Raw genomic sequence first — 22920 nt, 5'->3', positions numbered from 1 at the left:
GATCTCCGGGTCCCGGCTGCGATGATCAGGTCATGTTCAGTCCCGATCGCGACGCCTTTCATCAGGCTGTTTGCAGTGGCGCCAACCTGATTCCTCTGGCTCAGAGTTGGCCCGCAGATCTTGAAACACCCCTCACCACCTGGATCAAGGTGGGTGACGGAAGGCCTCCAGGCGTGCTGCTTGAGTCCGTTGAGGGTGGTGAAACCTTGGGGCGTTGGAGCGTGATCGCCTGCGATCCGCTTTGGACGGCGTCAGCGCGCAACGATCGTCTGACGCGCACCTGGCGAGATGGTCGCGAAGAAACCTTCAACGGCAATCCATTCGAATCCCTGCGCGACTGCCTGGCGCCGTACTCCTGCGTCAACCTTCCTGGCCTCCCTCCGCTTGGGCAGCTCTATGGCGTTTGGGGTTACGAACTCATCCAGTGGATCGAACCCACCGTCGCCATTCATCCCCGTGCTGCTGCCGATCCCCCGGATGGGATATGGATGTTGATGGACGCGATCCTGATCTTTGATCAGGTGAAACGACAGATCACTGCTGTCGCCTTCGGCGACCTCTCCAACGGAGCGGATGAGGAGCAGGCCTGGCAAACCGCAATCGGACGGATTGAGGGCCTGCGCCAGCGGATGGACGCACCTCTGCCGGCCGTCAAACCACTCACCTGGGACGCGAGAAGCAAAGAGCTTCCCGCGGTGCGCTCCAACCGCAGCCGCGATGAATTCGAAGCCGCCGTCGACACCGCCAAGGAACACATCGCGGCCGGCGATGTGTTCCAACTGGTGATTAGTCAGCGCCTGGAAACCGAGGTGCCTCAATCGCCCCTTGAGCTGTACCGCAGTTTGCGGATGGTGAATCCTTCCCCGTATATGGCGTTCTTCGACTTTGGGGACTGGCAACTGATTGGCTCCAGTCCGGAAGTGATGGTTCAAGCCGAACCCGCTGCTGATGGCATCCACGCCAGCCTTCGCCCCATCGCCGGCACTCGGCCCCGTGGCGCCACGCCCCTGGAAGACCGCGAACTGGAAGCTGACCTGCTGGCCGACCCGAAGGAAAGGGCTGAGCACGTGATGCTGGTGGATCTGGGCCGCAATGACCTCGGCAGGGTCTGTCAGCCCGGAAGCGTGGCCGTGCAAGACCTGATGGTGATCGAGCGCTACTCCCACGTGATGCACATCGTCAGCCAAGTCGAAGGACGCCTCGGCCCGACGCACGACGTGTGGGATCTGCTGATGGCGGCGTTCCCCGCCGGCACCGTCAGCGGCGCACCGAAAATCCGGGCGATGCAACTCGTCCACGAACTGGAGCCCGATGCCCGTGGCCCCTATTCCGGGGTCTACGGATCCGTTGATTTGGCAGGGGCCCTCAACACGGCGATCACGATCCGCACCATGGTGGTGCAACCTCGTGATGGAGGGGGATGCCGGGTGAAAGTGCAAGCCGGGGCCGGCGTTGTGGCCGATTCACAACCGACGGCGGAGTTTGAGGAGACCCTCAACAAAGCCCGGGGAATGCTGACCGCACTGGCGTGCCTGAATCCGCCGGGATGACAGCGCACCCCCTTCTGCTGAAAGGCTTCGAGGTTGAACTGTTCACCGGTCGAAGCAACGGAGCCAACGTGGGCGTCGCCCCCGACGTGGCCAGGGACCTGCCTGGCTTTGTGACGGAACCAGACCGTCGCAACCTCGAATATGTCACCGACCCGATCCGGGATTACGCCGAACTGCCCGAGGCGCTGCTCGCTCCCCGGCGGACGCTGCGGCAGTGGCTGCAGAAGCGGGAGCTGACGCTTCTCCCCGGCAGCACCATGAGCCTGGGTGACAGCAGCCGATTCGAACGCTCCGACCCCGAGAACGCCTATCACGCGCTGATTGAACAGCTGTATGGCACCAGGGTCGTGACAGCCAGCATCCATATCAACCTTGGGATCACCGATCTCAACTGGTTGTTTGCAGCAGTGCGGCTCGTGCGCTGCGAAGCGGCGCTGCTGCTGGCCCTGAGTGCAAGTTCTCCCTTCCTGGATGGGCAGAGCACCAGCCACCATTCCCAGCGATGGCATCAATTTCCGCTCACGCCCGCTGCAGTTCCTCTCTTTAGGGATCACCAGCACTACATCGAGTGGGTGGAGGAGCAGCTGTCCACGGGTGCCATGCGCAACGAGCGTCACCTGTGGACGTCGGTTCGGCCCAATGGTCCGCGGCGCCCCTACGACCTCAACCGGTTGGAATTAAGGATCTGTGATCTGGTCACCAATCCCGATCAGCTGCTGGCGATCACCTGTCTGCTGGAGCTGCGGCTGCTGGCCCTTAAAAACAACATCGAAAGCCTTGATCCACTCAGCAGCAGTTCGCTGAGCGCCGCTGAACTGGTCCAACTCGCCGACAGCAACGACGCTGCCGTGGCCCGATCCAGCCTGAATGCTGAACTCAGGCATTGGCAGGACGGCCGTGTCATCAACTGCAAAGACTGGCTGCTGGAGCTGATTGATCAGCTCACTCCCCTGGCCGAATCGCTCCAGCTCAGCGCCTGCTTGAAGCCCTTGGATTCCCTGCTGGTTCATGGCAATCAGGCCATGCGCTGGGAAGCGGCCCATGGCCAAGGGCAATCCATCGAGAACCTGCTTCAGGAAGGGATCCAGCGGATGGAGGAGGAGGAACGGATCTCCACCGGGGAAGCCTGTTTGGGATGATCATGTCGAGTTCGTCGCAGCGTGGAGACTTCATGCCCGAGTCCACCACCCCTGTCTCCGAGCAAGAGACTGCACGCTTGAGCGGTGGCGGATCCGGCGCAGGACAGCTTCTTCAGCACCGGCTGGACCTGATTGAAGACCTCTGGAAGTCGGTGCTGCGCAGCGAGTGCCCACCGGAGCAGAGCGAACGCCTGCTGAGGCTCAAACAACTCAGCGACCCCGTTTCGATGGGAGGGCGAGATGGCGACAGCACGAGCGAGGCGATCGTCGAGCTGATTAAGGCCATGGACCTTTCGGAGGCCATCTCGGCCGCCCGTGCCTTTTCGCTGTATTTCCAGCTGATCAACATCCTTGAGCAACGGATCGAGGAAGACAGCTATCTCGACAGCCTGAGACCCAATTCCAGTGCTGACGCGGCCCAACGGGACGCCTTTGATCCCTTCGCCCCGCCCCTCGCCAACCAGACCGATCCAGCCACCTTTGGAGAGGTGTTCGAGCGGCTGCGGCGGATGAACGTTCCCCCCGCGCAGGTGGAACAACTGCTGCGGGAACTGGACATCCGGCTGGTCTTCACCGCGCACCCGACGGAGATCGTGCGGCACACGGTGCGGCACAAACAGAGGCGGGTGGCCAACCTGCTCCAGCAACTTCAATCCGACGCCCCTCTGGCGCATCAGCTGCGGGAGGACTGCCGCGACCAACTGGAGGAGGAAATCCGCCTGTGGTGGCGCACCGATGAACTCCACCAGTTCAAGCCCACCGTGATCGATGAGGTGGATTCGACTCTGCACTACTTCCAGCAGGTGTTGTTTGACGCGATGCCGCAATTGCGCAAAAGGCTGATCACCGCCCTGCATCGGCACTACCCCGATGTCCAGGTGCCCCAGGCGTCGTTCTGCACCTTCGGCTCCTGGGTGGGTTCCGATCGGGACGGCAATCCTTCGGTCACACCCGAGATCACCTGGCGAACCGCCTGTTATCAGCGTCAGTTGATGCTGGAGCTCTACATCAGTTCTGTGCAGTCGCTCCGGCAGCAGCTGAGCATCTCCATGCAGTGGAGTCAGGTGGCTCCATCATTACTGGAGTCGCTGGAAATGGATCGGCTCCGGTTCCCAGAGATCTACGAGCGCAGAGCAGCGCGATACCGACTGGAGCCCTACCGGCTGAAGCTCTGCTACGTGCTCGAAAAACTGGAGCGCACCCTCGCCCGCAACAACCAACTGTCGGAAGCGGGCTGGCAGATGCCCTGTGAGGCTCTGGCCGATCCCAAGGATGGGCTCGGTAACGCTGAGGTTCTCCACTACACCTCGGTGGACCAGTTCCGCAGTGATCTGGAGTTGGTGCGCAACAGCCTTGTCAGCACCGAACTGAGCTGCGAACAGCTCGACACCCTGCTGCACCAGGTGCACATCTTCGGGTTCTCACTGGCCAGCCTCGACATCCGTCAGGAGAGCACCCGCCACAGCGATGCCATCGACGAGCTCACCCGCAGCCTTGAACTGCCCCAGGCCTATGGGGACATGGATGAGACGGAGCGGATGGCATGGCTCCTGCAGGAACTGCAGACCCGTCGTCCCCTGATCCCACCTGCCGCCAGCTGGTCGGCAGCAACGGCCGAGACGCTGGCGGTGTTCCGAATGCTGCAGCGCCTCCAGGAGGAGTTTGGTCCGCGGATCTGCAACTCCTACGTGATCTCCATGAGCCACACGGCATCGGATCTCTTGGAGGTCCTGCTGCTGGCCAAGGAGGCGGGTCTTGTTGACCCGCCCAACAAACGGGCCTCCCTGTTGGTGGTGCCGCTCTTCGAAACCGTGGAGGATCTCCAACGGGCCCCTGAGGTGATGGAGGGGCTGTTCAAGACGCCGCTCTACCGCGAACTCCTCCCCGTTGTGGGGCAGCAAAAACAGCCGCTGCAGGAGCTGATGCTGGGCTACTCCGACAGCAACAAGGATTCCGGCTTCCTCTCCAGCAACTGGGAGATTCATCAGGCTCAGATTGCCCTTCAGGAGCTCGCCAGTCGCCAGTCAGTGGCGCTTCGCCTCTTCCACGGTCGCGGTGGATCCGTCAGTCGTGGCGGCGGACCCGCCTACCAAGCCATCCTGGCCCAACCGAGCGGCACGCTGCAGGGCCGGATCAAAATCACCGAACAGGGTGAAGTGTTGGCCTCCAAGTACAGCCTGCCTGAATTAGCGCTCTACAACCTCGAGACCGTCACCACAGCGGTGGTTCAAAACAGCCTGGTGACCAACCAGCTCGATGCCACCCCCAGCTGGAACCAGCTGATGAGTCGTCTTGCCACACGCTCACGGGATCATTACCGCGCTCTGGTTCACGACAATCCCGATCTGGTGGCATTTTTCCAGCAGGTCACACCGATCGAAGAAATCAGCAAGCTGCAGATCTCCAGTCGACCAGCCCGACGCAAAACCGGCGCCAAGGACCTCTCCAGCCTGCGGGCCATTCCCTGGGTCTTCGGTTGGACCCAGAGCCGATTCCTTCTGCCGAGCTGGTTCGGCTTCGGCACAGCGTTGTCGGAAGAAGTGGGCGGCGACGCCGAACAGCTCGACCTGCTACGGCGCCTCCATCAACGTTGGCCGTTCTTCCGGATGCTCATTTCCAAAGTGGAAATGACCCTCTCCAAGGTGGATCTCGACCTGGCCAATCACTACATGAACAGCTTGGGGCACCCCGAACAGCGGGAAGCCTTTGAAGCGATCTTCCAGGTGATCGCCAAGGAATACGAACTCACCCGAAAACTGGTTCTGGAAATCACAGGCCAAAACCGACTGCTGGGCGCTGATCAAGGGCTGCAATTGTCTGTTGACCTGCGCAACCGCACCATCGTTCCCCTGGGCTTTCTCCAGGTGGCGCTGCTGAAGCGGCTGCGGGATCAGAATCGGCAACCACCCATGAGCGAGACGCCAGGTACCCCCGAAGACACCCGCACCTACAGCCGCAGTGAACTGCTGCGGGGAGCCTTGCTCACCCTCAACGGCATTGCAGCAGGCATGCGCAACACCGGCTGATCCACAGTGCTGTCGTTCCTTCAACAACCCTCGATTCCACCCTTGCCCGAGGGAACGCGACTCGAAACATCAACCCCTCCCACCTCCCAGCAGCTCAACACGTTGCTGATGTCCTGCGGGGAATCAACCCACCCTGAGGAACGCTGGGAGCTCGCCCTTCAGCGCAGCCTGTGGCAGATCAGCATCCTGGAGGAATCAACAGGGGAACTGATCGGATTTGTGCGGGCCACCAGTGATCTGGCCCTTAATGCCAATCTTTGGAACCTGGCCGCCAAACCAGGGCCGAACCAAGGGGCCCTTTTCGCGGTTCTGGTGCACCGAGCCCTGCAGATTCTGCGCCGGGATCTGCCGGGCTGCAGCCTTTCAATCTCGGCCCCTGCGGATGCGCTGGACGTTCTCAAACAGCAGGGTTTCCTGATTGACCCCAATGGCATTCGCGCCATGGGCCTCAGTCTGAGCTGAGACATTGAGTTCAAACACGAGCATGGAGGGACTCGAACCCCCGACCCTCAGAACCGGAATCTGATGCTCTATCCAACTGAGCTACATGCCCACTGATCGGCATTAAGCCGCAGTGATATCGAGCGGCAACCGTCCCGATACAGGTACCTTACTCACTGGTCGCCCCAGCACCCATCCGGCTCCACAGGCTCCAACTGCAGGGCTTCCGGAACCACACCGTTCTGCAGCTGGAACTGACGCAGCCACGCCTTTTGGTGATCGGGCCCAATGGCATTGGCAAGTCCAACCTGCTCGAGGCTGTTGAACTGCTTGGCAGCCTGCGCTCCCATCGCTGCAGCAATGATCGCGATCTGATCCAGTGGGACGCTCCACAGGCCCTGATCAGGGCTGACGTGGGGGATGGTGATCGTCTTGAACTGGAACTGCGCCGCCAGGGAGGCCGTCAGGCCAAACGGAACGGCAAGCTGTTGGATCGGCAGCTTGACCTGATTGGACCGCTGCGCTGCATCGGATTCAGCGCCCTGGACCTTGATCTGGTGCGGGGCGAACCCGCCCTACGCCGCCAATGGCTGGACCGCGTCGTGCTGCAGCTCGAACCTGTGTATGCCGATCTGATGGCGCGGCTGAACCGGTTGCTGCGGCAGCGCAGCCAGCTCTGGCGCCAGAGGCAGGTCTCCAGTGGCGAACGCCATGCACTGCTCGACGCGTTTGACGTTCAGATGGCGCTGGTGAGCACCCGAATTCACCGGCGGCGACAACGGGCCCTGCATCGGCTGGAACCGATCGCCCAACGCTGGCAGGCCCACCTCAGCGGGGGCACGGAAGCCTTGGAACTGCACTACAAGCCCGGCAGCAAGCTCGATGGGGAGGATGCCGAAGAACCCTGGCGACTCGCCATCGAAGAGCAACTGCGCCAGCAGCGTGAGGAGGAGGAACGGCTCGGCAGCTGCCGTGTGGGCCCGCACCGCGATGAGATCGCCCTGCTGCTGGGGGGCAGCCCGGCACGACGGTTTGGCTCGGCAGGTCAGCAGCGGTCGCTGGTGCTGGGCCTGAAGCTCGCTGAACTGGAACTGGTGACCCAGCTCTGTGGGGAGCCTCCACTGCTGCTTCTTGATGATGTGCTGGCCGAACTGGATCCAACCCGCCAGCAGCTTCTGCTTGAGGCCGTGGGCGAATCACATCAATGCCTGGTGAGCGCCACGCACCTGGAAGGCTTTGGCGGCGGATGGCAGCAACAGGCCCAAATTCTCGGAGCAAGAGACCTGAGACCCGACCTGAAGATCGGATAAGGTGGCGGACCTGTTTTTCTCTCATCGCCTGATGGAGCAGACCCTCTCTGAACTGCATCCCAACCCGGGATGGGGGGCACCTGAGATTCATGCCACCGACATGGTCGGCAAACACTGCATTCTCGAGCTCTACGACTGCGATCCAAGCCGGCTCGACGACGAAGCATTCATCCGCACAACGATCACCTCAGCAGCCAAAGGAGCTGGTGCGACGCTGCTGAACCTGATCACCCATCAATTTCAACCCCAGGGGGTCACAGGCCTGGCCCTGCTGGCGGAATCCCACATTTCCATCCACACCTGGCCGGAATCCGGCTACGCGGCGATCGATGTGTTCACTTGTGGTGACCACACCATGCCGGAGCAGGCCTGCGCGATTCTCTGCAGTGAGCTCCAAGCGAAACGGCACGCGCTGAAGAGCTTTCTTCGTGAAACACCTGCGGCCATTGCCACTGGAGTGAGAGAACCTGTTGAAACGCCAAGCCAGCTCCCCAGCTGATCCGGCCCAGACGAAATCAGCGGCGGTTCAACTTGCCGCTGACCAGACCTTCAAGATCCAGGTTGACGGAGGTAAACCCAAGGGAGCGAAAAGCCTCCACCAGAGGCTCGCTCTCCGCCAGCGCGAGCACAGCGCGGATCTGCTCGCTGGGCACCTCGATCCGTGCGGCCAGGCCATGGGATCGCACACGGACGGAGCTGAATCCCCTAGCAATCAACCAGGCTTCCGCCTGACCTACACGCTTCAACCGCTCGGCGCTGATGCTTTCGCCATAGGGGAAACGGGAGGCCAGGCAGGGCTGCGCCGGTTTGTCCCACCAGGGAAAACCAAGGGCCCTCGACAGGGCACGGATCGCTGCTTTGTCGATCGACAATTCCGCCAGGGGGGAGCGAACCCCCGCCTGTCGGGCCGCGTCAATGCCGGGCCGGTGATCACCGAGGTCATCAAGATTGACTCCATCAATCACCAAGGCATCTCCAGCCGCTGCGGCAATGGGCTGAAGGTGCATGTGCAATTCGCGCTTGCAGGCAAAGCAACGATCCACGGGGTTGCTGCTGTAGTCCGGGTCGTTCAACTCCGCCGTTGCACACTCCCGATGCGGGATGCCGATCCATGAGGCCTGATCACGGGCTTCCCGCAACAGGTGCGGCGCCAGGGCCGGAGAGACCCCCGTTACAGCCAGGGCTGCATCGCCCTTGGCTTCGTAGGCCATCGCCGCCACCAGGGTGCTGTCGACTCCACCGGAATAGGCCACACAAAGGGCAGATTGATCTGCCATCCACTGCCGCAGGTTCGCCAGCAGCTGCTGCTCTCGATCCGCCAAAGGCTCCTGCAACCGAAACATCAGCGGGGAAAACCAGTTGAGCTAGGTAGGCTCCAACGGTAAGAGCTGTCCCCATGCCTCGAAGCATCGGCATTGTCACCGCAGCGGACAGCCGCGAGCGCAGCCATGGACAGCTGCACATCTATGACGGCGAAGGCAAGGGCAAAAGCCAAGCAGCCCTAGGGGTTGTGCTGCGCACCATCGGCCTCGGCATCTGCGAGCAGCGCCAGACCCGGGTGCTGCTGTTGCGCTTTCTCAAGGGCCCAGGACGGGCCTACGACGAGGATGCGGCCATCGAAGCTTTGCAGCAGGGCTTCCCCCATTTGATCGACCATCTGCGCACCGGACGGGCCGATCACTTCACCGCTGATGAAGCCACCCGGTTCGACCGCGACGAAGCCCAGCGGGGCTGGGTGATCGCCAAGGGCGCGATCGCCAGTGCCCTCTACTCGGTGGTGGTCTTGGACGAGCTGAATCCTGTGCTCGATCTCGGCCTGCTGGACCTGGAGGACGTGGTGCGCACCCTCAGCAACCGGCCGGAGGGGATGGAGATCATCGTCACCGGTCGCGCCGCACCGGCCCCCTTGGTACGTGAGGCCGACCTCCACTCTGAGATGCGGGCCCATCGCCGTCCGGGCATGAACGACAACCGGGTGGTGCCTCTCAATGTGAGCAGCGGCATCGAGATCTACACCGGTGAAGGCAAAGGCAAATCAACCAGTGCGCTGGGCAAAGCGCTGCAGGCCATCGGGCGGGGCATCAGCCAGGACAAGAGCCATCGGGTCTTGATCCTGCAGTGGCTCAAAGGCGGCAGCGGTTACACCGAAGATGCAGCCATTGCTGCCCTGCGCGAGAGCTATCCCCATTTGGTGGACCACCTCCGCTCCGGCCGCGATGCCATCGTCTGGCGGGGCCAGCAGGAGCCGATTGACTACGTGGAAGCCGAGCGGGCCTGGGAGATCGCACGGGCCGCCATCTCCAGCGGGCTCTACAAGACCGTGATCCTCGATGAGTTGAACCCCACAGTCGACTTGGAGCTGCTGCCCGTCGAACCGATCCTGCAAACCCTGCTGCGCAAACCGGCAGAAACAGAAGTGATCATCACCGGGCGCTGCAAAAACCCTCCGGCCTATTTCGATCTGGCCAGCATTCATTCCGAAATGGTGTGCCACAAGCACTACGCCGAACAGGGCGTCGACCTGAAGCGAGGGGTGGATTACTAACCCTCAGGTTCAGTAGCGAGGGATTGCAGGATCCACCTGCTGAGACCAGGCATCAATTCCACCGGTCACATTCGTTGCCGCGATGCCCTTCTGAGCCAACAGCTCAACGGCCCTGGCAGAGCGCCCCCCGAGCTTGCAGTGCACCAAAAGGCGCCGTCCCTCTGCCAATGCACGAATGCGATCGATCGCCTCTCCACTCTCCAGCGAAGCCAACGGCACCAAGTGGCTCCCTTCAATCGAAGCCACCTCTGCTTCAGCAGGATTGCGCACATCAACCAGCGCAATCTCGTCTGGAGCGGAGTCGAGCAGGGACTTCAGCTCCATGACAGTGATGGCTTCCATCTCCGATGACGCCGGGCGGCAGAACTGGCGGTAGTCAATCAGGTTCTCAACCCTCGGTCGATCGGGATCAACGCGGAGGGTGAGTTCGCGAAATCGCATCGCCAGGGCATCAACCACCAACAGCCGACCATCCAGGCACTCGCCAATGCCGGTGATCAGTTTGATCGCTTCGGTGGCCTGAAGCAGACCGATCAGCCCCGGCATCACACCCATCACCCCAGCCTCCGAGCAAGACGGAACAGCGTCCGGCGGAGGTGGTTCCGGCAGCAGATCGCGGTAATTGGGGCTCGTCGACGTGCGGTTGAACACGCTGACCTGACCGTCAAAGCGCTGCACGGAGCCATAGACGAGGGGCTTGCCGAGCAACACACAGGCGTCGTTGATCAGATACCGGCTGGGGAAGTTGTCGGTGCCGTCACAGACCAGGTCGTAGGCACCGATGAGATCCAGAGCATTGCCCACATCCAGCATGTGTTCATGCACCTCCACCTGGCAGTGAGGGTTGAGATCGTGGATCCGCGCTGCGGCTGAGCGGGCCTTGGAGCCGCCAACCCCGCTGGAGCTATGGATCACCTGCCGCTGGAGATTGGACAGCTCCACCACATCTCCATCCACGATTCCGATGCGGCCCACGCCTGCCGCGGCCAGATACAGCAACAGGGGGGATCCCAGCCCACCGCTGCCAACACAAAGCACCGACGCAGACTTCAACCGGAGCTGACCGGCAGAACCAACCTCGGGAAGGATCAGATGGCGGGCGTAGCGCCCCAGCTCATCAGCACTCAGCATCGCGTGGTCATGCATGGTTTTGAGTGTCCCAGAGCTGAATCGGGATTTCATCCACATTGCGGTCCCCATGCAGCCACCAGGCCCGCAGGCCAAGCGAGGCAGAGAGGATCAACATCAGACTCTCCGTTTGTCCCAAGCGCCGATCCCTGGACGAGGGAACGGGCGCGGATGCCGGATGGGAATGGGCCACCCCAAGGCAACGTTGGTGGCGATCCCGCGCCCATCGCTGGGCTGCCAACTGCTCCCTCGGATCCACCAGAAACCTGCTGCGACGGTCGTGGATAGGCTGCTGACCGGATGCACCCCGTCCCCAGACATTGCAACAGGGCCAGGTCGTGGTCAGCCTCAAACACCCTGAATTCGTCCGTTGTCCCAGCAGCAAGGCGCAGCCTTCTTCGGGATGGGGCGCCAACAAAATGCGGTGCAGATCCGTGTGGCATCGGTGATCAATTTGCAGCACGGATGGCATAGACCCCGTCGCACCGATACGCTCAGCTGAAATTGTGAGGGATTTAGTCGTTCTCATGAGTGACGCCACCACTGAAGTTAAGGATGCCGCCACAACCGTGACGACACCCCTCGAAACCCCTGAGCAGGAGGACACCACCTCCTTCGCTGAGCGCTACAGCGACGTGCTGGGCAAGGTGAACGACACGCTCGATCAGGTCGACTGGAGCCAGATGGGACGCATCGGCAAGATCGTCGGCATCTTTGCCGCCGTGATCATTGCCCAGATCCTGATCAAGGGAATCCTCGACACGATCAATCTGCTGCCGATCGTTCCTGGTCTGCTGGAACTGCTCGGCGTGGTCGTGGTGGGGCAATGGAGCTGGAAGAACCTCACCACCAGCGACAAGCGCAATGCCCTGGTTCAGCGTGTTCAAACACTCCGGAAGGAGTACCTGGGCTGATCCTCAAAGCTGCCGAGCCAGATCCTTGAGACTGGCTCGGCATTGGCTCAGATAACTCCCCCCAAACAAATTGGCGTGGTTGAGCAGGTGGTACAGGTTGTAGATCTCCACCCGACCGTCAGCGTCTGAAGCATCGGGGATCACCTCCCGATAAGCCGAGCGGAAGGCTTCACCGAAGCCGCCGAACAGCCGGGTCATAGCCAGATCAACTTCCCGATCAGCCCACCAGCTGGCGGGATCAAAAATGCTCCCCCGTCCATCGCTGAGGCTGGCAGCATTCCCACCCCAGAGATCGCCGTGCACCAACGCAGGACACGGTTGATGCTCGTTCAGATGCTGTGCGAGGCGCAGCAACAACGGATTTAGATCCGTCAAATCCTGCTGCAACCCATCAAGGATCTCGAGTTGCGGGCGCAGCCTGAGCTCCACGAAGGCCGATCCCCAGTCATCACGCCAACCACCGGGTTGAGACCCAGCGCCGATGAAACCGTCCCGGTGCCAGCCGAAACGAGCTGGGCTGGAGGCCATCGACGACTGGTGCAGCAAGGCCAAACCCCGGCCAAGGGCTGTTTGGTCGCTGCCACCAAAATCCAGCCAAGGCAACAGAAGCACCGCACCGTGGGGAAGTGCTGCCAGAGCGATGGGCTGCGGCACAACCAGGAACGAGGCATCAGCTTGGGCATGCAGGGCCTCGAGGGTCTCCGCCTCCACCTCAAACAGGGGTAGAGCGCTGGCGCCACCACTTTTGGCAAACAACACCTGGCCATCACGGAGGCGAAGTTTCCAGGCCTGATGGATGCAGCCCCCACCAACGGGGGAGACGTCTGTGATCACAGCCCCCGCCAATGGCCCATCCTTCGCGGTGAGATCCCGACGCAGTTCGCTTTTCATCCTCAGCAGGCCCCCTGTCTTGCCAGCATGGCCCGATTCTTCAGGGCGTAGTGAGCGATTCCAGCGTGATCGTGGTGGGCGGTGGGATCGCTGGCTTGACGGCAGCGGCACTCCTTGCCCGCGATGGCGTCAAGGTCACGCTGCTGGAAGCGCATCAACAACCGGGGGGCTGTGCGGGAACGTTCCGGCGTGGTCCATGGGTGTTCGATGTTGGGGCGACCCAGGTGGCTGGGTTGGAGCCCGGAGGCAGTCATGCGCGACTGCTGAAGCATCTGGACATGCCTCTGCCCAGCGCAGAGCTTCTGGACCCAGGTTGTGTGGTCGACCTTGGCGATGGCTCCCCTCCCATTTCGCTCTGGCATGACCCGGACGCCTGGGCCGCCGAGCGTGAACGTCAATTCCCAGGCAGCCAGCGCTTCTGGAGCCTTTGCCATCAGTTGCATGCCAGCAACTGGCAGTTCGCCAGCCAGGACCCTGTGGTGACGCCGCGCTCCCTCTGGGATCTCGGCACATTGCTGCGGGCCCTTCGGCCCGCAACGCTGGCATCGGGACTGTTCACAGGTCTGACCATCGCCGATCTGTTGCAGCTGTGCGGGTGCGGTGACGATCAACGGCTGCGGCGCTTTCTCGACCTCCAGCTGAAGCTGTACTCCCAGGAACCAGCCGATGGCACAGCGGCGCTGTACGGCGCAACCGTCCTGCATATGGCCCAAGCACCGCTCGGGCTCTGGCATCTGAAGGGATCGATGCAGGTGTTGAGCAATCAGCTGGTGGCAGCCATTGAGCGCGACGGCGGAACGGTACTGATGAAGCATCGGGTCACCAAGCTGCAGCCCCGCTCATCCGGTTGGCAGGTGACGATCAGCACCGGCAAGGGCACGGAACACCAACGCAACAGCCGCGATGTGGTCTGCAGCCTGCCGCCCCAGTGCCTGCAGGAGCTGATCGAACCGGATCAACTGCCCCAGGGGTACCGCAAGCGACTGGACAACCTGCATGAACCCAGTGGTGCGCTGGTGCTTTACGGAGCAGTGCGGCGTGATGCACTGCCACATTCCTGCCCAGGCCATCTCCAGCGGGGCTGCGCATCCCCAGGGCCTCTGTTCGTTTCCATCAGCCGCGAGGGCGATGGGCGTGCGCCCCAGGGGCAGGCCACCTTGATTGCCAGCGTGTTCACCCCAACAGGTGACTGGTGCCGCTTGCCGGAGCCGGAGTACCAGCAGCGCAAAACAGAGATGCTGAACCTTATCCAAGCCGAATTGAACCGCTGGCTCTCGCTCGAAGACGACGCCTGGTTGCACGCTGAACTGGCAACACCACGTGGCTTCGCCGGCTGGACGGGCCGTCCCAACGGCATGGTCGGGGGCCTTGGACAGCATCCAAGCCGGTTCGGCCCCTTCGGCCTGGCAGGACGAACGCCCATACCGGGGCTTTGGCTCTGCGGCGACAGCCTTCATCCGGGCGAGGGCACAGCGGGGGTGAGCCTGTCAGCCCTCAATGCCTGCCGGCAGCTCAGGGCCGAACGGGGTCAACCCCTCAGTTTTCGGAGCTGACTTCCCCTGGTGCCCTCAAAAAATCCGGGCGCAGGGTCTGCGTTCGGCGCAGTTCCAACGCGAGCTGAGACCAGTTTTGCTGGAGCACGGCATCTTCGAGCTGCTCCAGGCTCCAGCGGTAGGCCGCCAAGCCACGCAACACCGCATCCCGATTGGTGGAGGCCATCGCCACCCCCAGCTCGGGATTCCCGCCACCCACACGACTGGTGTCGGCAAAGCCACTGGACGCCAGCACCATCGCCAACTGCCGGATCTCCGGATCCCGTTCATCGCCGACTGCCCGCAGCAGTGCAGCACTCACCAGCACAGGCATGTGGGAAATCAGAGCCACAGCCTGGTCGTGCTGGGACGCGGTGGCCGTCAGCCAATGGCCACCCACGCTGACGGCCAGATCACGAACGTGAGCCAGGGCAGCGGGGTCTGTTTTTTGATCCGGAGTCGCGATCCAAGGGCGGCCGCGGAACAGATCCAATACACCGGCCTCAACGCCCGCCTGAGCTGTGCCTGCCATGGGGTGACTGGCCACAAAGCGGGGATGCCGCTGGCGCCAAGCCTCCAACACAGGTTGTTTGACCGAACCAACATCGGTGATCACCGCTGCTTCAGGCAGGGCCGCAATGAGCTCATCAGGTGGGTTCAGCAGCAAGGGAATGGGCAACGCCAGGATCACCAGGTCGCAACCCGAGAGGCAGCTGGGATCGGTCGACACCGCGCCCACCAGCCCTCGGGCCATGGCGCGATCCGCCGTGGCCTGACGATGCACAAGGCCCTGCACCGTCCAGCCCCGCGCCTGCAGATCCAGACCAAGGGATCCCCCGATCAAGCCAAGGCCAACGATCCCCACACGTCCCGGTTGCACCGCCATCTCTCCCGCAGGGTCGTGAAGCCATGTTGATGGATGGATTGCCATGAACCAATCGCCAGGGGAACCCTGCTTAGGGTTTGACGATGTTGGAAGCCCAGGCCCACCACCAGATCAAAACCCTGCTCCGTCAGGAGGAATCCGACTGGCCCCACCACCTGACCCTGAGCCGGCTGGTGGCACGAAGCCTGAGGCGTCGCGACACAACACTCGTTCAGCTCCCCCCCAGCAGCAGCGAACGCTGGTGGCTCGGTCTGCTGGTGCCGCTGTGCCTGGCTCCCGAAGCGGGGGCGCTGGTGCTGACGGCCCCCCAGCGCCGGCGTCTGCTCCAGCTGGAATTGCCCCGTCTCCGCAACCAGGGCCTGAGGCTCCCCTGCTGGCAGGGACCGACCCCTCCTGAGGGTCCTCAGCTCTGGCTGATGGATGTTGGCGAGCTGATTCAGGCCCATCGGGACGGCCACTTGGGCCAACGGCAACTGCTGATTCCGGAGATGGATCAGTTGAGCCGGCGGATGCGCAACGCTCTCACCTTGGAGATCGAGCATCAGCACTGGGATGAGCTGCGCCAGGCCTGTCCCCAGGCGGAATCCGGATTGCTGGAGCTGCATGACCGCATGAGCCGGCAGCTGTTCGCTGATGCCACGAGGCCGTATGGCGCCGTGCGACTCGAGGGCTCAGCCGGGCAGGCCCTGCGTGACCTGCTCCAGCTGATGCCAGCCAGCCCTGAACCGTGGAACAGCCTCCGCAGCATCAACCCGGCGGAGTGGAGTCAGTGGGCTGAACTGGATCACCGGCTGCTCCAGTGGCGCTGGAAGCTGGCCCCCCTCGAACCCCTCCAACTGCTGCGAGGGGTGCTGCTGGATCACCCCTGCCTGATGTTCAGCAGCAATGGAGACAACGCCAGGCTTGATCTGGAATTTGAACAAGCCGGCGTTGCTCCCGGCGTGCGGGCAACACTGCGGGAACGGGAGCTTAATGAACCGCTCCCCCTCTATGCCCCGCGGCGCCAGCCGCTGCCGAACACCCGGATCTACGCCCAACATCTCCTGGAGGAGAGCAGAAGGCTCATCCTTGGCCAGGCGGGGCTCACCCTTGTTCTGATCAATGACGACCAGCTGCGTCGGCAGCTGACCAGCTCCCTGGCGGCGGAATTCGGACGCCGTGTGGTGCATGAGTCGACAGCACCCGAAAGCAATGGCGTGGTGACCTGCAACTGGGACTGGTGGCTGGAGCATCAGGAGCAACTGCCGGCCCCAGCACAGCTGATTGTCGGCATGCTCCCCATCGCCAGCCTGGACAATCCGCTCACCTCGGCTCGGGTGGAGCGGTTGAAACAGCAGGGAGAGGACTGGTTCCGCACCCTGCTGCTGCCGGAAGCTCTGAGCCTGATCCCTGCCGCCATAGCGCCGCTGCGCCGCAGCGGTGGTCGCCTGGCCATCCTCGATGGCCGCCTGCGAGGGCGCAGCTGGGGTGATCAGGTGCTGAATCGACTGGAACCTTGGATTCCATTGCAGCGACTGCTGCCGGAGTGAACAACACTTAGCCTCCTTGCAACGCTCAGAAGTGCATGGGAGAAGCACGCCGCCGGGCTGCCCAAGGCTTACCCCCTCGTCAAACCAAAGCCAGCACCAAAGCTGTGGACACCTCCCCACGGGTGGTGTCCTGGCTTCCGCTGACCCGCAATCAGACGCAGCAGTTCATGGCGGTGACCACCCGTGGCGCCTGGATTGGAATCGGGGGAATGGTGGTGCTATGGGTCACAGTGCGCTTCATCGGCCCAGCCGCCGGTTGGTGGACGCTTGCGGATACCCCCTGAGCAACCTTCTCAACCCAACAAACGAAAACCAAAGAAAACCTTTAGACTGGGTCTCAATGGAGACTCAGTTATGTTTCCGCGCCTCGCCGAGCACTACAGATCCGTCGTTGAAGACCTGGTAATGAGCCTGCAGGCCCTAGCCAGCAGCCTTCAAAGCGCAGGCTTGACAGCCACTTGCTACTCCTGTGGCGACGGCCGCGATGGCCATGGAGCTTCGTTTGTGGCTGACATCGGCGATGGCCACATGGTGCGCTTTCTTGTCTCCGACTTCGGCATCAGCTGGGTGGAATCCCGCAACGGCCGAGAACTGGTGAAGCTGGAGGGAGCAGAAGCCATCCAGGAACTGCAGCGGATGGCTGATTTGGCCCAGGAAGGCCAGGTCCGCGCCATGCAGTCCCTGGCCCAGGCCGCCTGAGATCAGGCGGCGGCTTCCGGAGCCTTTGCCACAACGGGCTTGTCAGCAGCCGCCTTCGCAGCGGCAGCCAAAGGCCGCATGGAATTCGACTTCACCTCAGAGCCCTCCGTCAGCTTTTGACGCACCAGCGTTTCGATGGTGGCTGTTGCATCCGGGTTCTCCTCCATCCAGGTGATGGTGTTGTCGCGACCCTGACCGATGTTGTCTCCCTCGTAGCTGTACCAGGCGCCCTTACGGACAACAACACCCGTTTCTTCAGCCAGATCCAGCAGACAACCCAAGGTGCTGATGCCGCGGCCAAAGAGAATGTCGAATTCGGCAATGCGGAAGGGGGGCGCCACCTTGTTTTTCGCCACTTTCACCTTGGCCCTGATGCCGAATTCCTCAGTTCCCTTCTTGAGGGTCTGAATCCGACGGATGTCGAGGCGAACCGAGGCATAGAACTTGAGCGCGTTGCCTCCAGTGGTGGTCTCAGGGTTGCCGTAGGTCACACCAATCTTGAGACGCAGCTGGTTGAGGAAGATGACGGTGCAACCCGACTTGCCGATGTTGCCGGTGATCTTCCGCATCGCCTGACTCATCAGACGCGCCTGGGCGCCAACCGCCAGATCTCCCATCTCACCTTCGATCTCAGCGCGGGGGGTGAGGGCAGCCACCGAGTCGACAACGACCAGATCCACCGCCGCCGATCGCACCAGTTGATCAACGATCTCCAGCGCCATCTCGCCGGTGTCGGGCTGAGAGACCAGCAGGTTCTCCACATCAACGCCCAGAGAAGCGGCATAAACGGGATCCAGGGCATGCTCCGCATCCACGAAGGCCGCCACACCACCACACTTCTGCACTTCAGCGATCGCGTGCAGGGTGAGCGTGGTTTTACCGGAACTTTCAGGGCCGTAAATCTCCACCACGCGGCCCTTCGGGTATCCACCACCCAAAGCGAGGTCAAGGGTCAGCGCACCGGTGGAAATCGTCTCCACCCGCATGCGGGAGGCATCGCCCAGCCGCATGATCGATCCCTTACCGAAATTGCGCTCGATCTGACCCAGCACCAGATTCAGCGCCTTGTCCCTCTCGCCGGAGGAACGGGGATCGGAAGCGCCGGATTTCATATCTGCAGGCATGAAAAGGACCTGAAACTAAGGAACGAGAGATCCAATGCCACAGAAGCGCCGAATCGTCTCAGGTAGTACAAGCGTACCGTAACGAATCAGGGCCATTGCGCCAGGGGGGCCCGAAAACGATCTGGATGGAGCAGGGCAATCCCTGAGGGAAGACGGCTCTGATCCTGCGGGCGAAGATAGCCCCAACTCACCAGAAAACAGGGCAACTTTTCTAACCCTGGCGTTGAGCGCACCGCCTCCAGCGTCGGCCGGCGGTCTTCCACGAAGCCACACAGCCTTCGCTGCTGCTGAAGCTGAAGCAGAACCTGAGGCTTGGCGCCAGCCTCACGGCCATCCAGGCGCCAAGGATGCAGGCCGAGGCTGTTCAGCAGTTCAGCTGTGAAGGCCTGGGTTTTGGTGGTCAGAACGGACCAGTCCACCCCCTCAGCCTCCAACTGCTGCAGCCGCTCCACCAGACCGGGGAAAGGTCGATGCAGCGCCAACCAGGCCGAACGGTTCTGCTGAACGGCTTGATCTCTGGCGTCATCGAGGGCCGCCTGCAGCTGCTCCGGCCGCCATCCACGCCGTTGCAGTGCCGAGGCCTGCGCTTCCCCGTAGGACCGCAGCCAATCCTGAAGGTTCAGCACCGGCAGCTCCGCGGCCAGCAGAACCATCTCCCAACCGTGATGGACCCACGGCCGCAGCTGTCGGAAGGCGTCAGGCACCTGATCAGGCGTCAAGCCCTCTGGAGCAGCCTCAAGACGACGACAGGCATGCCAAGCACTCCACCAGTACTCCGCCATGCCATCAACGATGACCCCGTCGAAGTCGAAGACCAGGAGGGGGCGATCATTCATGGACAAAAACTGGGCCGCTAGGATTCGAACCTAGGAATGGCGGGACCAAAACCCGCTGCCTTACCACTTGGCGACGGCCCATTGATCCGTTTGAACCGCGACCTGCGGATCACCGGAGTACACATAGTTACCCACAGCAGCCAACCCTTCGTCAATCCACCGGGCGAACCAACCGACGGCCGATCAGCGGGGGAAAACCCTCAGGCGTGACATTTCAGCCTCACCGAAGACATCACTGCGCAGTCGGTAACGGCGCACAAGGTCGGCCTGCATCCGGAGAACACGCTCACTGCGAGGCAGCAACTCCACCGGCCTGCCTTGCGGCATCACCACCTGTTCCACCGCAAGCCGGCATTCCTCGAGAGCAGCCAATTCATCGTCCTGAGAGGCCCGATCCGGCGGAGTGACCTCAGCGGCTGTTTCGGTGGCCTGACGGCGCAGAAGACGTGCCATGGCACGGGTCACCTGGGGCAGGGTGTCGGACTTGATCACCAGGATCGGGATCCCCAGATCCCTGACCTGACGGCGCAGTGATGGTTGACGACTAAGGCCCAGCCGAACGCTCAACACCACATCAGCCTCACTCAAGTCCTCCACAACCCGCGCCTTCCAACCGTGGGAACGGATGGCCTCCTCCACAACACGAGGTGGAACCCCGCAACAGAGAACCTGCAGATGCTCGGCGCTGGTCTCCGGCGGAGGTGGTTCCTCTGCCGCACTGGCCCCTCGGGCACTGGCTGCAGGCATGGGCACGGGAGCGGAAACCGGCTGATCCGCAAACGACCGCTGGGACGGAGGCCGCAGCAAACCGGAAGCCTGAGGCGGGTCCACCAGCTGAACGCCCCCCTCAGGCGTCAGCTCGCGCTCCTGAACCCTTGGCTTCAGGCCCCGGAGCAGTTGATCCACGGTGGCGGCAACGTCGGTGTGTACGGCCCAGCGCTGCCGGCTGTGCATTTCAACCGCCACCGGAAACGTTGGTTCAGCGGCGCGCTCCAACACCGTTTTCTGACTGCGCCGCCGCCGGGCCTCCTCATCCCCGAGGGTGACCGCCTGAATGCCCCCCACCAGATCGCTGAGGGTGGGGTTCTTGATCAGGTTGGCCAAAGCATTGCCGTGGGCTGTGGCGACGAGAACTACACCACGTTCAGCGATGGTGCGCGCGGCCTGCGCCTCCAGCTCCGTGCCGATCTCATCGATCACAATGACTTCGGGCATGTGGTTTTCCACCGCCTCGATCATGGTTTGGTGCTGCAGCTCAGGCCTGGCCACCTGCATGCGGCGGGCCCGACCAATCGCGGGGTGGGGGATGTCGCCATCACCGGCGATCTCATTGCTCGTGTCAATGACAACAACGCGCCGATCCAGCTCATCGGCAAGCACCCTGGCGATCTCGCGCAACGCCGTTGTCTTGCCAACACCCGGGCGCCCCATCAACAACAGGGACTGCCCTCCATCCAGGAGGTCCCGCACCATGGCAACGGTGCCGAACACGGCTCGGCCCACCCGGCAGGTCAAACCGACCACCTCACCCTGACGGTTGCGAATCGCACTGATCCGGTGAAGCGTTCGTTCAATTCCCGCCCGGTTGTCGCCACCAAACTGACCGAGCCTCGCCACCACAGCCGTTAGATCCTGGCGGGACAAAGGCGTGGAACCCAACGCCAGGGCACGGCCCGGATAACGAGCTTCTGGAACCCGACCCAGATCGAGCACCACCTCAAGCAACTGCTCTCGCGCGTCTTCCGGCCGCAACTGCTCCTGCACGGCATCCGGCAGGAGCTCGAGAAGGCGATCCAGATCGTCGGTGACCCGTTGCGTGCCCATGGGATCTGCGCGTTTCAGCCTTCTAGCAAGAGCGCTGCAGCCATGGCGCCACCAATGGACGCGCGAGGGAGAGGGCACGCTTCCAACCCTCGGGCCATTGCCACAGGGCAAGACCACGGGTTTGCGCCTCATCCAGCACAGGCATCAGCAAGCGACGGGCCACACCACCAAAGGCGATGCCAGCCGGTCGCTCCGTCGGACGCAAGAACTCCAGCGTTGCGGCGTTGGTACCACCTGCCAACTGCAGCGGGCCCGGCGGGGCCAGACTCCGCATGGCACGCCAGAGCTGAACTGCAGCCCACGCGGTGCCAGCCCCCACATCGCCGCTCATCGGACGCCCATCCAGCTGCCAGAGGGGTCTGTAACCGGCTTGCCGCAAGCGGGAGTAGCGACGCCAAAGCAAATCAGCCAACTGATCGGCCTTCACGCCGTGGCCCTCCAAGCCGGAGCTCACAGCCAAGCGCCGCAAGGGAACCTTTTGCTGCTGAAGGCTTTGGATCAGCGTTGCGAAGCCCTCGTCATGCCCAGATGCGGTGTGAACCTCCACAGCATCGGGCTGAATCGATTGGAGCAGGGAGATCACCTGCTCAGGGGCCAAACGGTGGTCGCGCTCCTCGATCAAGCCATGGGGGCAAGCCGGCAGGCAGCGGCCGCAGCCATAGCAACGGTGTTGGTCGATGCCAGCAACGGACGGAATCGCTGCCGCCGGACAAATCCTTTCGCAGGGCCGCGGACAGTCCACCGGACAGCGACCAGGATCGAACCAGGCCTTGCGGAAGTGAGCATCGGTGCCATCACTGAGGCTCACCATCAGCCAAGGGCGACGCCCTGTTTGCGCCTCAGCCCAGTCCAGGCCGCGACGCGCTGCCAGGGCAACCGCTGGATCGGCCGCCACATCAACGCAATGAACACCAACAGCCGCAAAGACTGCGGTCAGGTCGGCAATGGCTGGCAGATCCTGGTTGCTTGCCCCACAGATCAGCTTGACCCAGCGCCCCTGAACGAGGGCGTCGTCAGGCGTCAGGCCTTCAGATATGTAGTCATCGGTTCCCACTTCAGGCTACGAGCACCACCCATCTCCACGATGATGCGTAAACGCTGTTCGCGCTTGCACAGATCGCAGAGCGAAAGAAGTTCGGAGCGCGAGAGCACCTGGCCTTCCAGCAGCCAAAGAGCCACGGGAGCATCACCTTCAAACAGGTCGCCGAGCTGGGGAGCCACCTCCTGCACTTCTCCCACAGCAGCACCACGACCAACGCTTTGATGGCCGAGATGGGGCGGACGAATGCCGTGCTTCTGGGTGAGAAACACCTCCGGATCACCAAGACCACGGGCCGAAGTCATGCGGGTGCTGTAACCGGCGCCGCGCAGACGTCTTAATAGACGGGTTTCTGCACCGCCTTCGAGCGGAGCCTGCACCGCCAGACAACCATTGGCTTCGAGATCACGGCGAAATGCCTGACCGGTGAGAAGCAGAGGCATGGCAGCTACAGGGATTGGAGGAGATTCTGGCAGCAGGCAGAGGGATCAGGGGAGAGGGAAGGTC

22 protein-coding genes and 2 tRNA genes are annotated in these 22920 nt (G+C 62.5%); 12 read left to right on the top strand and 12 right to left on the bottom strand.

Features of this window, described 5'->3' with window-relative positions; translation table 11 throughout:
* Positions 1 to 32: 32 nt before the first annotated feature.
* The 4 genes from SynRS9902_RS01955 to SynRS9902_RS01940 are packed head-to-tail and all read left to right on the top strand — an operon-like array spanning position 33 to position 6177.
* On the top strand, positions 33 to 1550 hold the full coding sequence (locus SynRS9902_RS01955) for an anthranilate synthase component I family protein (protein WP_186509774.1): 1518 nt from the start codon (positions 33 to 35) through the stop codon (positions 1548 to 1550).
* Complete coding sequence (gene gshA / locus SynRS9902_RS01950) at positions 1547 to 2689, top strand: glutamate--cysteine ligase (protein WP_186509773.1); 1143 nt, start codon at positions 1547 to 1549, stop codon at positions 2687 to 2689. The genes SynRS9902_RS01955 and gshA overlap by 4 nt, the downstream gene beginning before the upstream one ends.
* Positions 2686 to 5715 (top strand): phosphoenolpyruvate carboxylase, encoded by a 3030-nt coding sequence (ppc, locus tag SynRS9902_RS01945; RefSeq protein WP_370586316.1) that lies wholly within the window; start codon positions 2686 to 2688, stop codon positions 5713 to 5715. The genes gshA and ppc overlap by 4 nt, the downstream gene beginning before the upstream one ends.
* Positions 5716 to 5721: 6 nt before the next feature.
* Positions 5722 to 6177 (top strand): N-acetyltransferase, encoded by a 456-nt coding sequence (locus tag SynRS9902_RS01940; protein WP_186509772.1) that lies wholly within the window; start codon positions 5722 to 5724, stop codon positions 6175 to 6177.
* A 17-nt stretch (positions 6178 to 6194) separates the two neighbouring features.
* On the opposite strand, the gene SynRS9902_RS01935 is transcribed toward SynRS9902_RS01940, so the two are convergent.
* Positions 6195 to 6268: transfer RNA gene (locus SynRS9902_RS01935), tRNA-Arg, on the bottom strand.
* Between the two features lie 103 nt (positions 6269 to 6371).
* Here SynRS9902_RS01935 and recF point away from each other — a divergent pair.
* Positions 6372 to 7466 (top strand): DNA replication/repair protein RecF, encoded by a 1095-nt coding sequence (recF, locus tag SynRS9902_RS01930; protein ID WP_255446257.1) that lies wholly within the window; start codon positions 6372 to 6374, stop codon positions 7464 to 7466.
* Between the two features lie 31 nt (positions 7467 to 7497).
* On the top strand, positions 7498 to 7965 hold the full coding sequence (gene speD / locus SynRS9902_RS01925) for an adenosylmethionine decarboxylase (protein WP_186510481.1): 468 nt from the start codon (positions 7498 to 7500) through the stop codon (positions 7963 to 7965).
* 16 nt (positions 7966 to 7981) lie between these two features.
* Here the strand turns inward: speD and larE are convergent, their stop codons facing one another.
* Positions 7982 to 8809, bottom strand: a complete 828-nt coding sequence (gene larE / locus SynRS9902_RS01920) for an ATP-dependent sacrificial sulfur transferase LarE (RefSeq protein WP_186509771.1) — start codon at positions 8807 to 8809, stop codon at positions 7982 to 7984.
* 53 nt (positions 8810 to 8862) lie between these two features.
* Between larE and SynRS9902_RS01915 the strand changes: the two genes are divergently transcribed.
* A complete protein-coding gene (locus SynRS9902_RS01915; RefSeq protein ID WP_115160560.1) occupies positions 8863 to 10011 on the top strand; it encodes a cob(I)yrinic acid a,c-diamide adenosyltransferase in 1149 nt (382 codons plus the stop codon).
* A 9-nt stretch (positions 10012 to 10020) separates the two neighbouring features.
* Here SynRS9902_RS01915 and moeB read toward each other — a convergent pair whose 3' ends face one another.
* Both moeB and SynRS9902_RS01905 read right to left on the bottom strand, forming a co-directional pair.
* On the bottom strand, positions 10021 to 11157 hold the full coding sequence (gene moeB, locus SynRS9902_RS01910) for a molybdopterin-synthase adenylyltransferase MoeB (RefSeq protein WP_186509770.1): 1137 nt from the start codon (positions 11155 to 11157) through the stop codon (positions 10021 to 10023).
* Positions 11150 to 11611: a M67 family metallopeptidase gene (locus tag SynRS9902_RS01905; protein ID WP_255446172.1), complete on the bottom strand. Its 462-nt coding sequence runs from the start codon at positions 11609 to 11611 to the stop codon at positions 11150 to 11152. The genes moeB and SynRS9902_RS01905 overlap by 8 nt, the downstream gene beginning before the upstream one ends.
* A 55-nt stretch (positions 11612 to 11666) precedes the next feature.
* Between SynRS9902_RS01905 and SynRS9902_RS01900 the strand changes: the two genes are divergently transcribed.
* Positions 11667 to 12053 (top strand): CAAD domain-containing protein, encoded by a 387-nt coding sequence (locus SynRS9902_RS01900; RefSeq protein WP_114987298.1) that lies wholly within the window; start codon positions 11667 to 11669, stop codon positions 12051 to 12053.
* A gap of 3 nt (positions 12054 to 12056) precedes the next feature.
* Here SynRS9902_RS01900 and SynRS9902_RS01895 read toward each other — a convergent pair whose 3' ends face one another.
* Positions 12057 to 12944, bottom strand: coding sequence for a fructosamine kinase family protein (locus SynRS9902_RS01895; RefSeq protein ID WP_186509768.1), 888 nt, complete (start codon positions 12942 to 12944; stop codon positions 12057 to 12059).
* A gap of 50 nt (positions 12945 to 12994) precedes the next feature.
* Between SynRS9902_RS01895 and crtD the strand changes: the two genes are divergently transcribed.
* Complete coding sequence (gene crtD / locus SynRS9902_RS01890; protein ID WP_186509767.1) at positions 12995 to 14497, top strand: C-3',4' desaturase CrtD; 1503 nt, start codon at positions 12995 to 12997, stop codon at positions 14495 to 14497.
* Here the strand turns inward: crtD and SynRS9902_RS01885 are convergent.
* The gene (locus SynRS9902_RS01885) at positions 14481 to 15362 is read right to left on the bottom strand and encodes a prephenate/arogenate dehydrogenase (protein ID WP_186509766.1); all 882 of its coding nucleotides are present in this window, start codon (positions 15360 to 15362) and stop codon (positions 14481 to 14483) included. The two genes, crtD and SynRS9902_RS01885, sit on opposite strands and share 17 nt — an antisense overlap.
* 83 nt (positions 15363 to 15445) lie before the next feature.
* Between SynRS9902_RS01885 and SynRS9902_RS01880 the strand changes: the two genes are divergently transcribed.
* The 3 genes from SynRS9902_RS01880 (at position 15446) to SynRS9902_RS01870 (ending at position 17590) form a co-directional block, all read left to right on the top strand.
* Positions 15446 to 16891, top strand: coding sequence for a helicase (locus SynRS9902_RS01880; RefSeq protein WP_186509765.1), 1446 nt, complete (start codon positions 15446 to 15448; stop codon positions 16889 to 16891).
* Between the two features lie 35 nt (positions 16892 to 16926).
* On the top strand, positions 16927 to 17175 hold the full coding sequence (locus tag SynRS9902_RS01875) for a DUF2839 domain-containing protein (protein WP_115080391.1): 249 nt from the start codon (positions 16927 to 16929) through the stop codon (positions 17173 to 17175).
* A gap of 70 nt (positions 17176 to 17245) precedes the next feature.
* A complete protein-coding gene (locus SynRS9902_RS01870) occupies positions 17246 to 17590 on the top strand; it encodes a DUF1815 family protein (RefSeq protein WP_186509764.1) in 345 nt (114 codons plus the stop codon).
* A gap of 2 nt (positions 17591 to 17592) precedes the next feature.
* On the opposite strand, the gene recA is transcribed toward SynRS9902_RS01870, so the two are convergent.
* From recA to ndhN, 6 genes are all read right to left on the bottom strand, one after another.
* Positions 17593 to 18714 (bottom strand): recombinase RecA, encoded by a 1122-nt coding sequence (recA, locus tag SynRS9902_RS01865; protein ID WP_186509763.1) that lies wholly within the window; start codon positions 18712 to 18714, stop codon positions 17593 to 17595.
* A gap of 86 nt (positions 18715 to 18800) precedes the next feature.
* The gene (locus SynRS9902_RS01860) at positions 18801 to 19550 is read right to left on the bottom strand and encodes an HAD family hydrolase (RefSeq protein WP_186509762.1); all 750 of its coding nucleotides are present in this window, start codon (positions 19548 to 19550) and stop codon (positions 18801 to 18803) included.
* Positions 19551 to 19559: 9 nt separating this feature from the next.
* Positions 19560 to 19631 (bottom strand) — tRNA-Gln (locus SynRS9902_RS01855).
* 102 nt (positions 19632 to 19733) lie between these two features.
* Positions 19734 to 21374, bottom strand: a complete 1641-nt coding sequence (locus SynRS9902_RS01850; RefSeq protein WP_186509761.1) for an AAA family ATPase — start codon at positions 21372 to 21374, stop codon at positions 19734 to 19736.
* 22 nt (positions 21375 to 21396) lie between these two features.
* A complete protein-coding gene (locus SynRS9902_RS01845) occupies positions 21397 to 22428 on the bottom strand; it encodes an LdpA C-terminal domain-containing domain (RefSeq protein ID WP_186509760.1) in 1032 nt (343 codons plus the stop codon).
* A complete protein-coding gene (gene ndhN, locus SynRS9902_RS01840; protein WP_186509759.1) occupies positions 22395 to 22856 on the bottom strand; it encodes an NAD(P)H-quinone oxidoreductase subunit N in 462 nt (153 codons plus the stop codon). The genes SynRS9902_RS01845 and ndhN overlap by 34 nt, the downstream gene beginning before the upstream one ends.
* Between the last annotated feature and the right edge of the window lie 64 nt (positions 22857 to 22920).

Origin of the sequence: Synechococcus sp. RS9902, from assembly GCF_014279635.1 — a bacterium.
GTDB lineage: Bacteria > Cyanobacteriota > Cyanobacteriia > PCC-6307 > Cyanobiaceae > Parasynechococcus.
The sequence above is the reverse complement of the archived record's forward strand: the minus strand, read 5'-3'. Positions and strand labels throughout refer to the sequence as shown.

Bases quoted from the DNA above. Each gene is read 5' to 3' on its own strand.
- SynRS9902_RS01955 (WP_186509774.1), top strand. From the start codon at position 33: ATGTTCAGTCCCGATCGCGACGCCTTTCATCAGGCTGTTTGCAGTGGC.
- gshA (WP_186509773.1), top strand. From the start codon at position 1,547: ATGACAGCGCACCCCCTTCTGCTGAAAGGCTTCGAGGTTGAACTGTTC.
- ppc (WP_370586316.1), top strand. From the start codon at position 2,686: ATGATCATGTCGAGTTCGTCGCAGCGTGGAGACTTCATGCCCGAGTCC.
- speD (WP_186510481.1), top strand. From the start codon at position 7,498: ATGGAGCAGACCCTCTCTGAACTGCATCCCAACCCGGGATGGGGGGCA.
- larE (WP_186509771.1), bottom strand. From the start codon at position 8,809: ATGTTTCGGTTGCAGGAGCCTTTGGCGGATCGAGAGCAGCAGCTGCTG.
- SynRS9902_RS01915 (WP_115160560.1), top strand. From the start codon at position 8,863: ATGCCTCGAAGCATCGGCATTGTCACCGCAGCGGACAGCCGCGAGCGC.
- moeB (WP_186509770.1), bottom strand. From the start codon at position 11,157: ATGCATGACCACGCGATGCTGAGTGCTGATGAGCTGGGGCGCTACGCC.
- SynRS9902_RS01905 (WP_255446172.1), bottom strand. From the start codon at position 11,611: ATGCCATCCGTGCTGCAAATTGATCACCGATGCCACACGGATCTGCAC.
- SynRS9902_RS01900 (WP_114987298.1), top strand. From the start codon at position 11,667: ATGAGTGACGCCACCACTGAAGTTAAGGATGCCGCCACAACCGTGACG.
- SynRS9902_RS01895 (WP_186509768.1), bottom strand. From the start codon at position 12,944: ATGAAAAGCGAACTGCGTCGGGATCTCACCGCGAAGGATGGGCCATTG.
- SynRS9902_RS01885 (WP_186509766.1), bottom strand. From the start codon at position 15,362: ATGGCGGTGCAACCGGGACGTGTGGGGATCGTTGGCCTTGGCTTGATC.
- SynRS9902_RS01880 (WP_186509765.1), top strand. From the start codon at position 15,446: ATGTTGGAAGCCCAGGCCCACCACCAGATCAAAACCCTGCTCCGTCAG.
- SynRS9902_RS01875 (WP_115080391.1), top strand. From the start codon at position 16,927: ATGGGAGAAGCACGCCGCCGGGCTGCCCAAGGCTTACCCCCTCGTCAA.
- SynRS9902_RS01870 (WP_186509764.1), top strand. From the start codon at position 17,246: ATGTTTCCGCGCCTCGCCGAGCACTACAGATCCGTCGTTGAAGACCTG.
- recA (WP_186509763.1), bottom strand. From the start codon at position 18,714: ATGCCTGCAGATATGAAATCCGGCGCTTCCGATCCCCGTTCCTCCGGC.
- SynRS9902_RS01860 (WP_186509762.1), bottom strand. From the start codon at position 19,550: ATGAATGATCGCCCCCTCCTGGTCTTCGACTTCGACGGGGTCATCGTT.
- SynRS9902_RS01850 (WP_186509761.1), bottom strand. From the start codon at position 21,374: ATGGGCACGCAACGGGTCACCGACGATCTGGATCGCCTTCTCGAGCTC.
- ndhN (WP_186509759.1), bottom strand. From the start codon at position 22,856: ATGCCTCTGCTTCTCACCGGTCAGGCATTTCGCCGTGATCTCGAAGCC.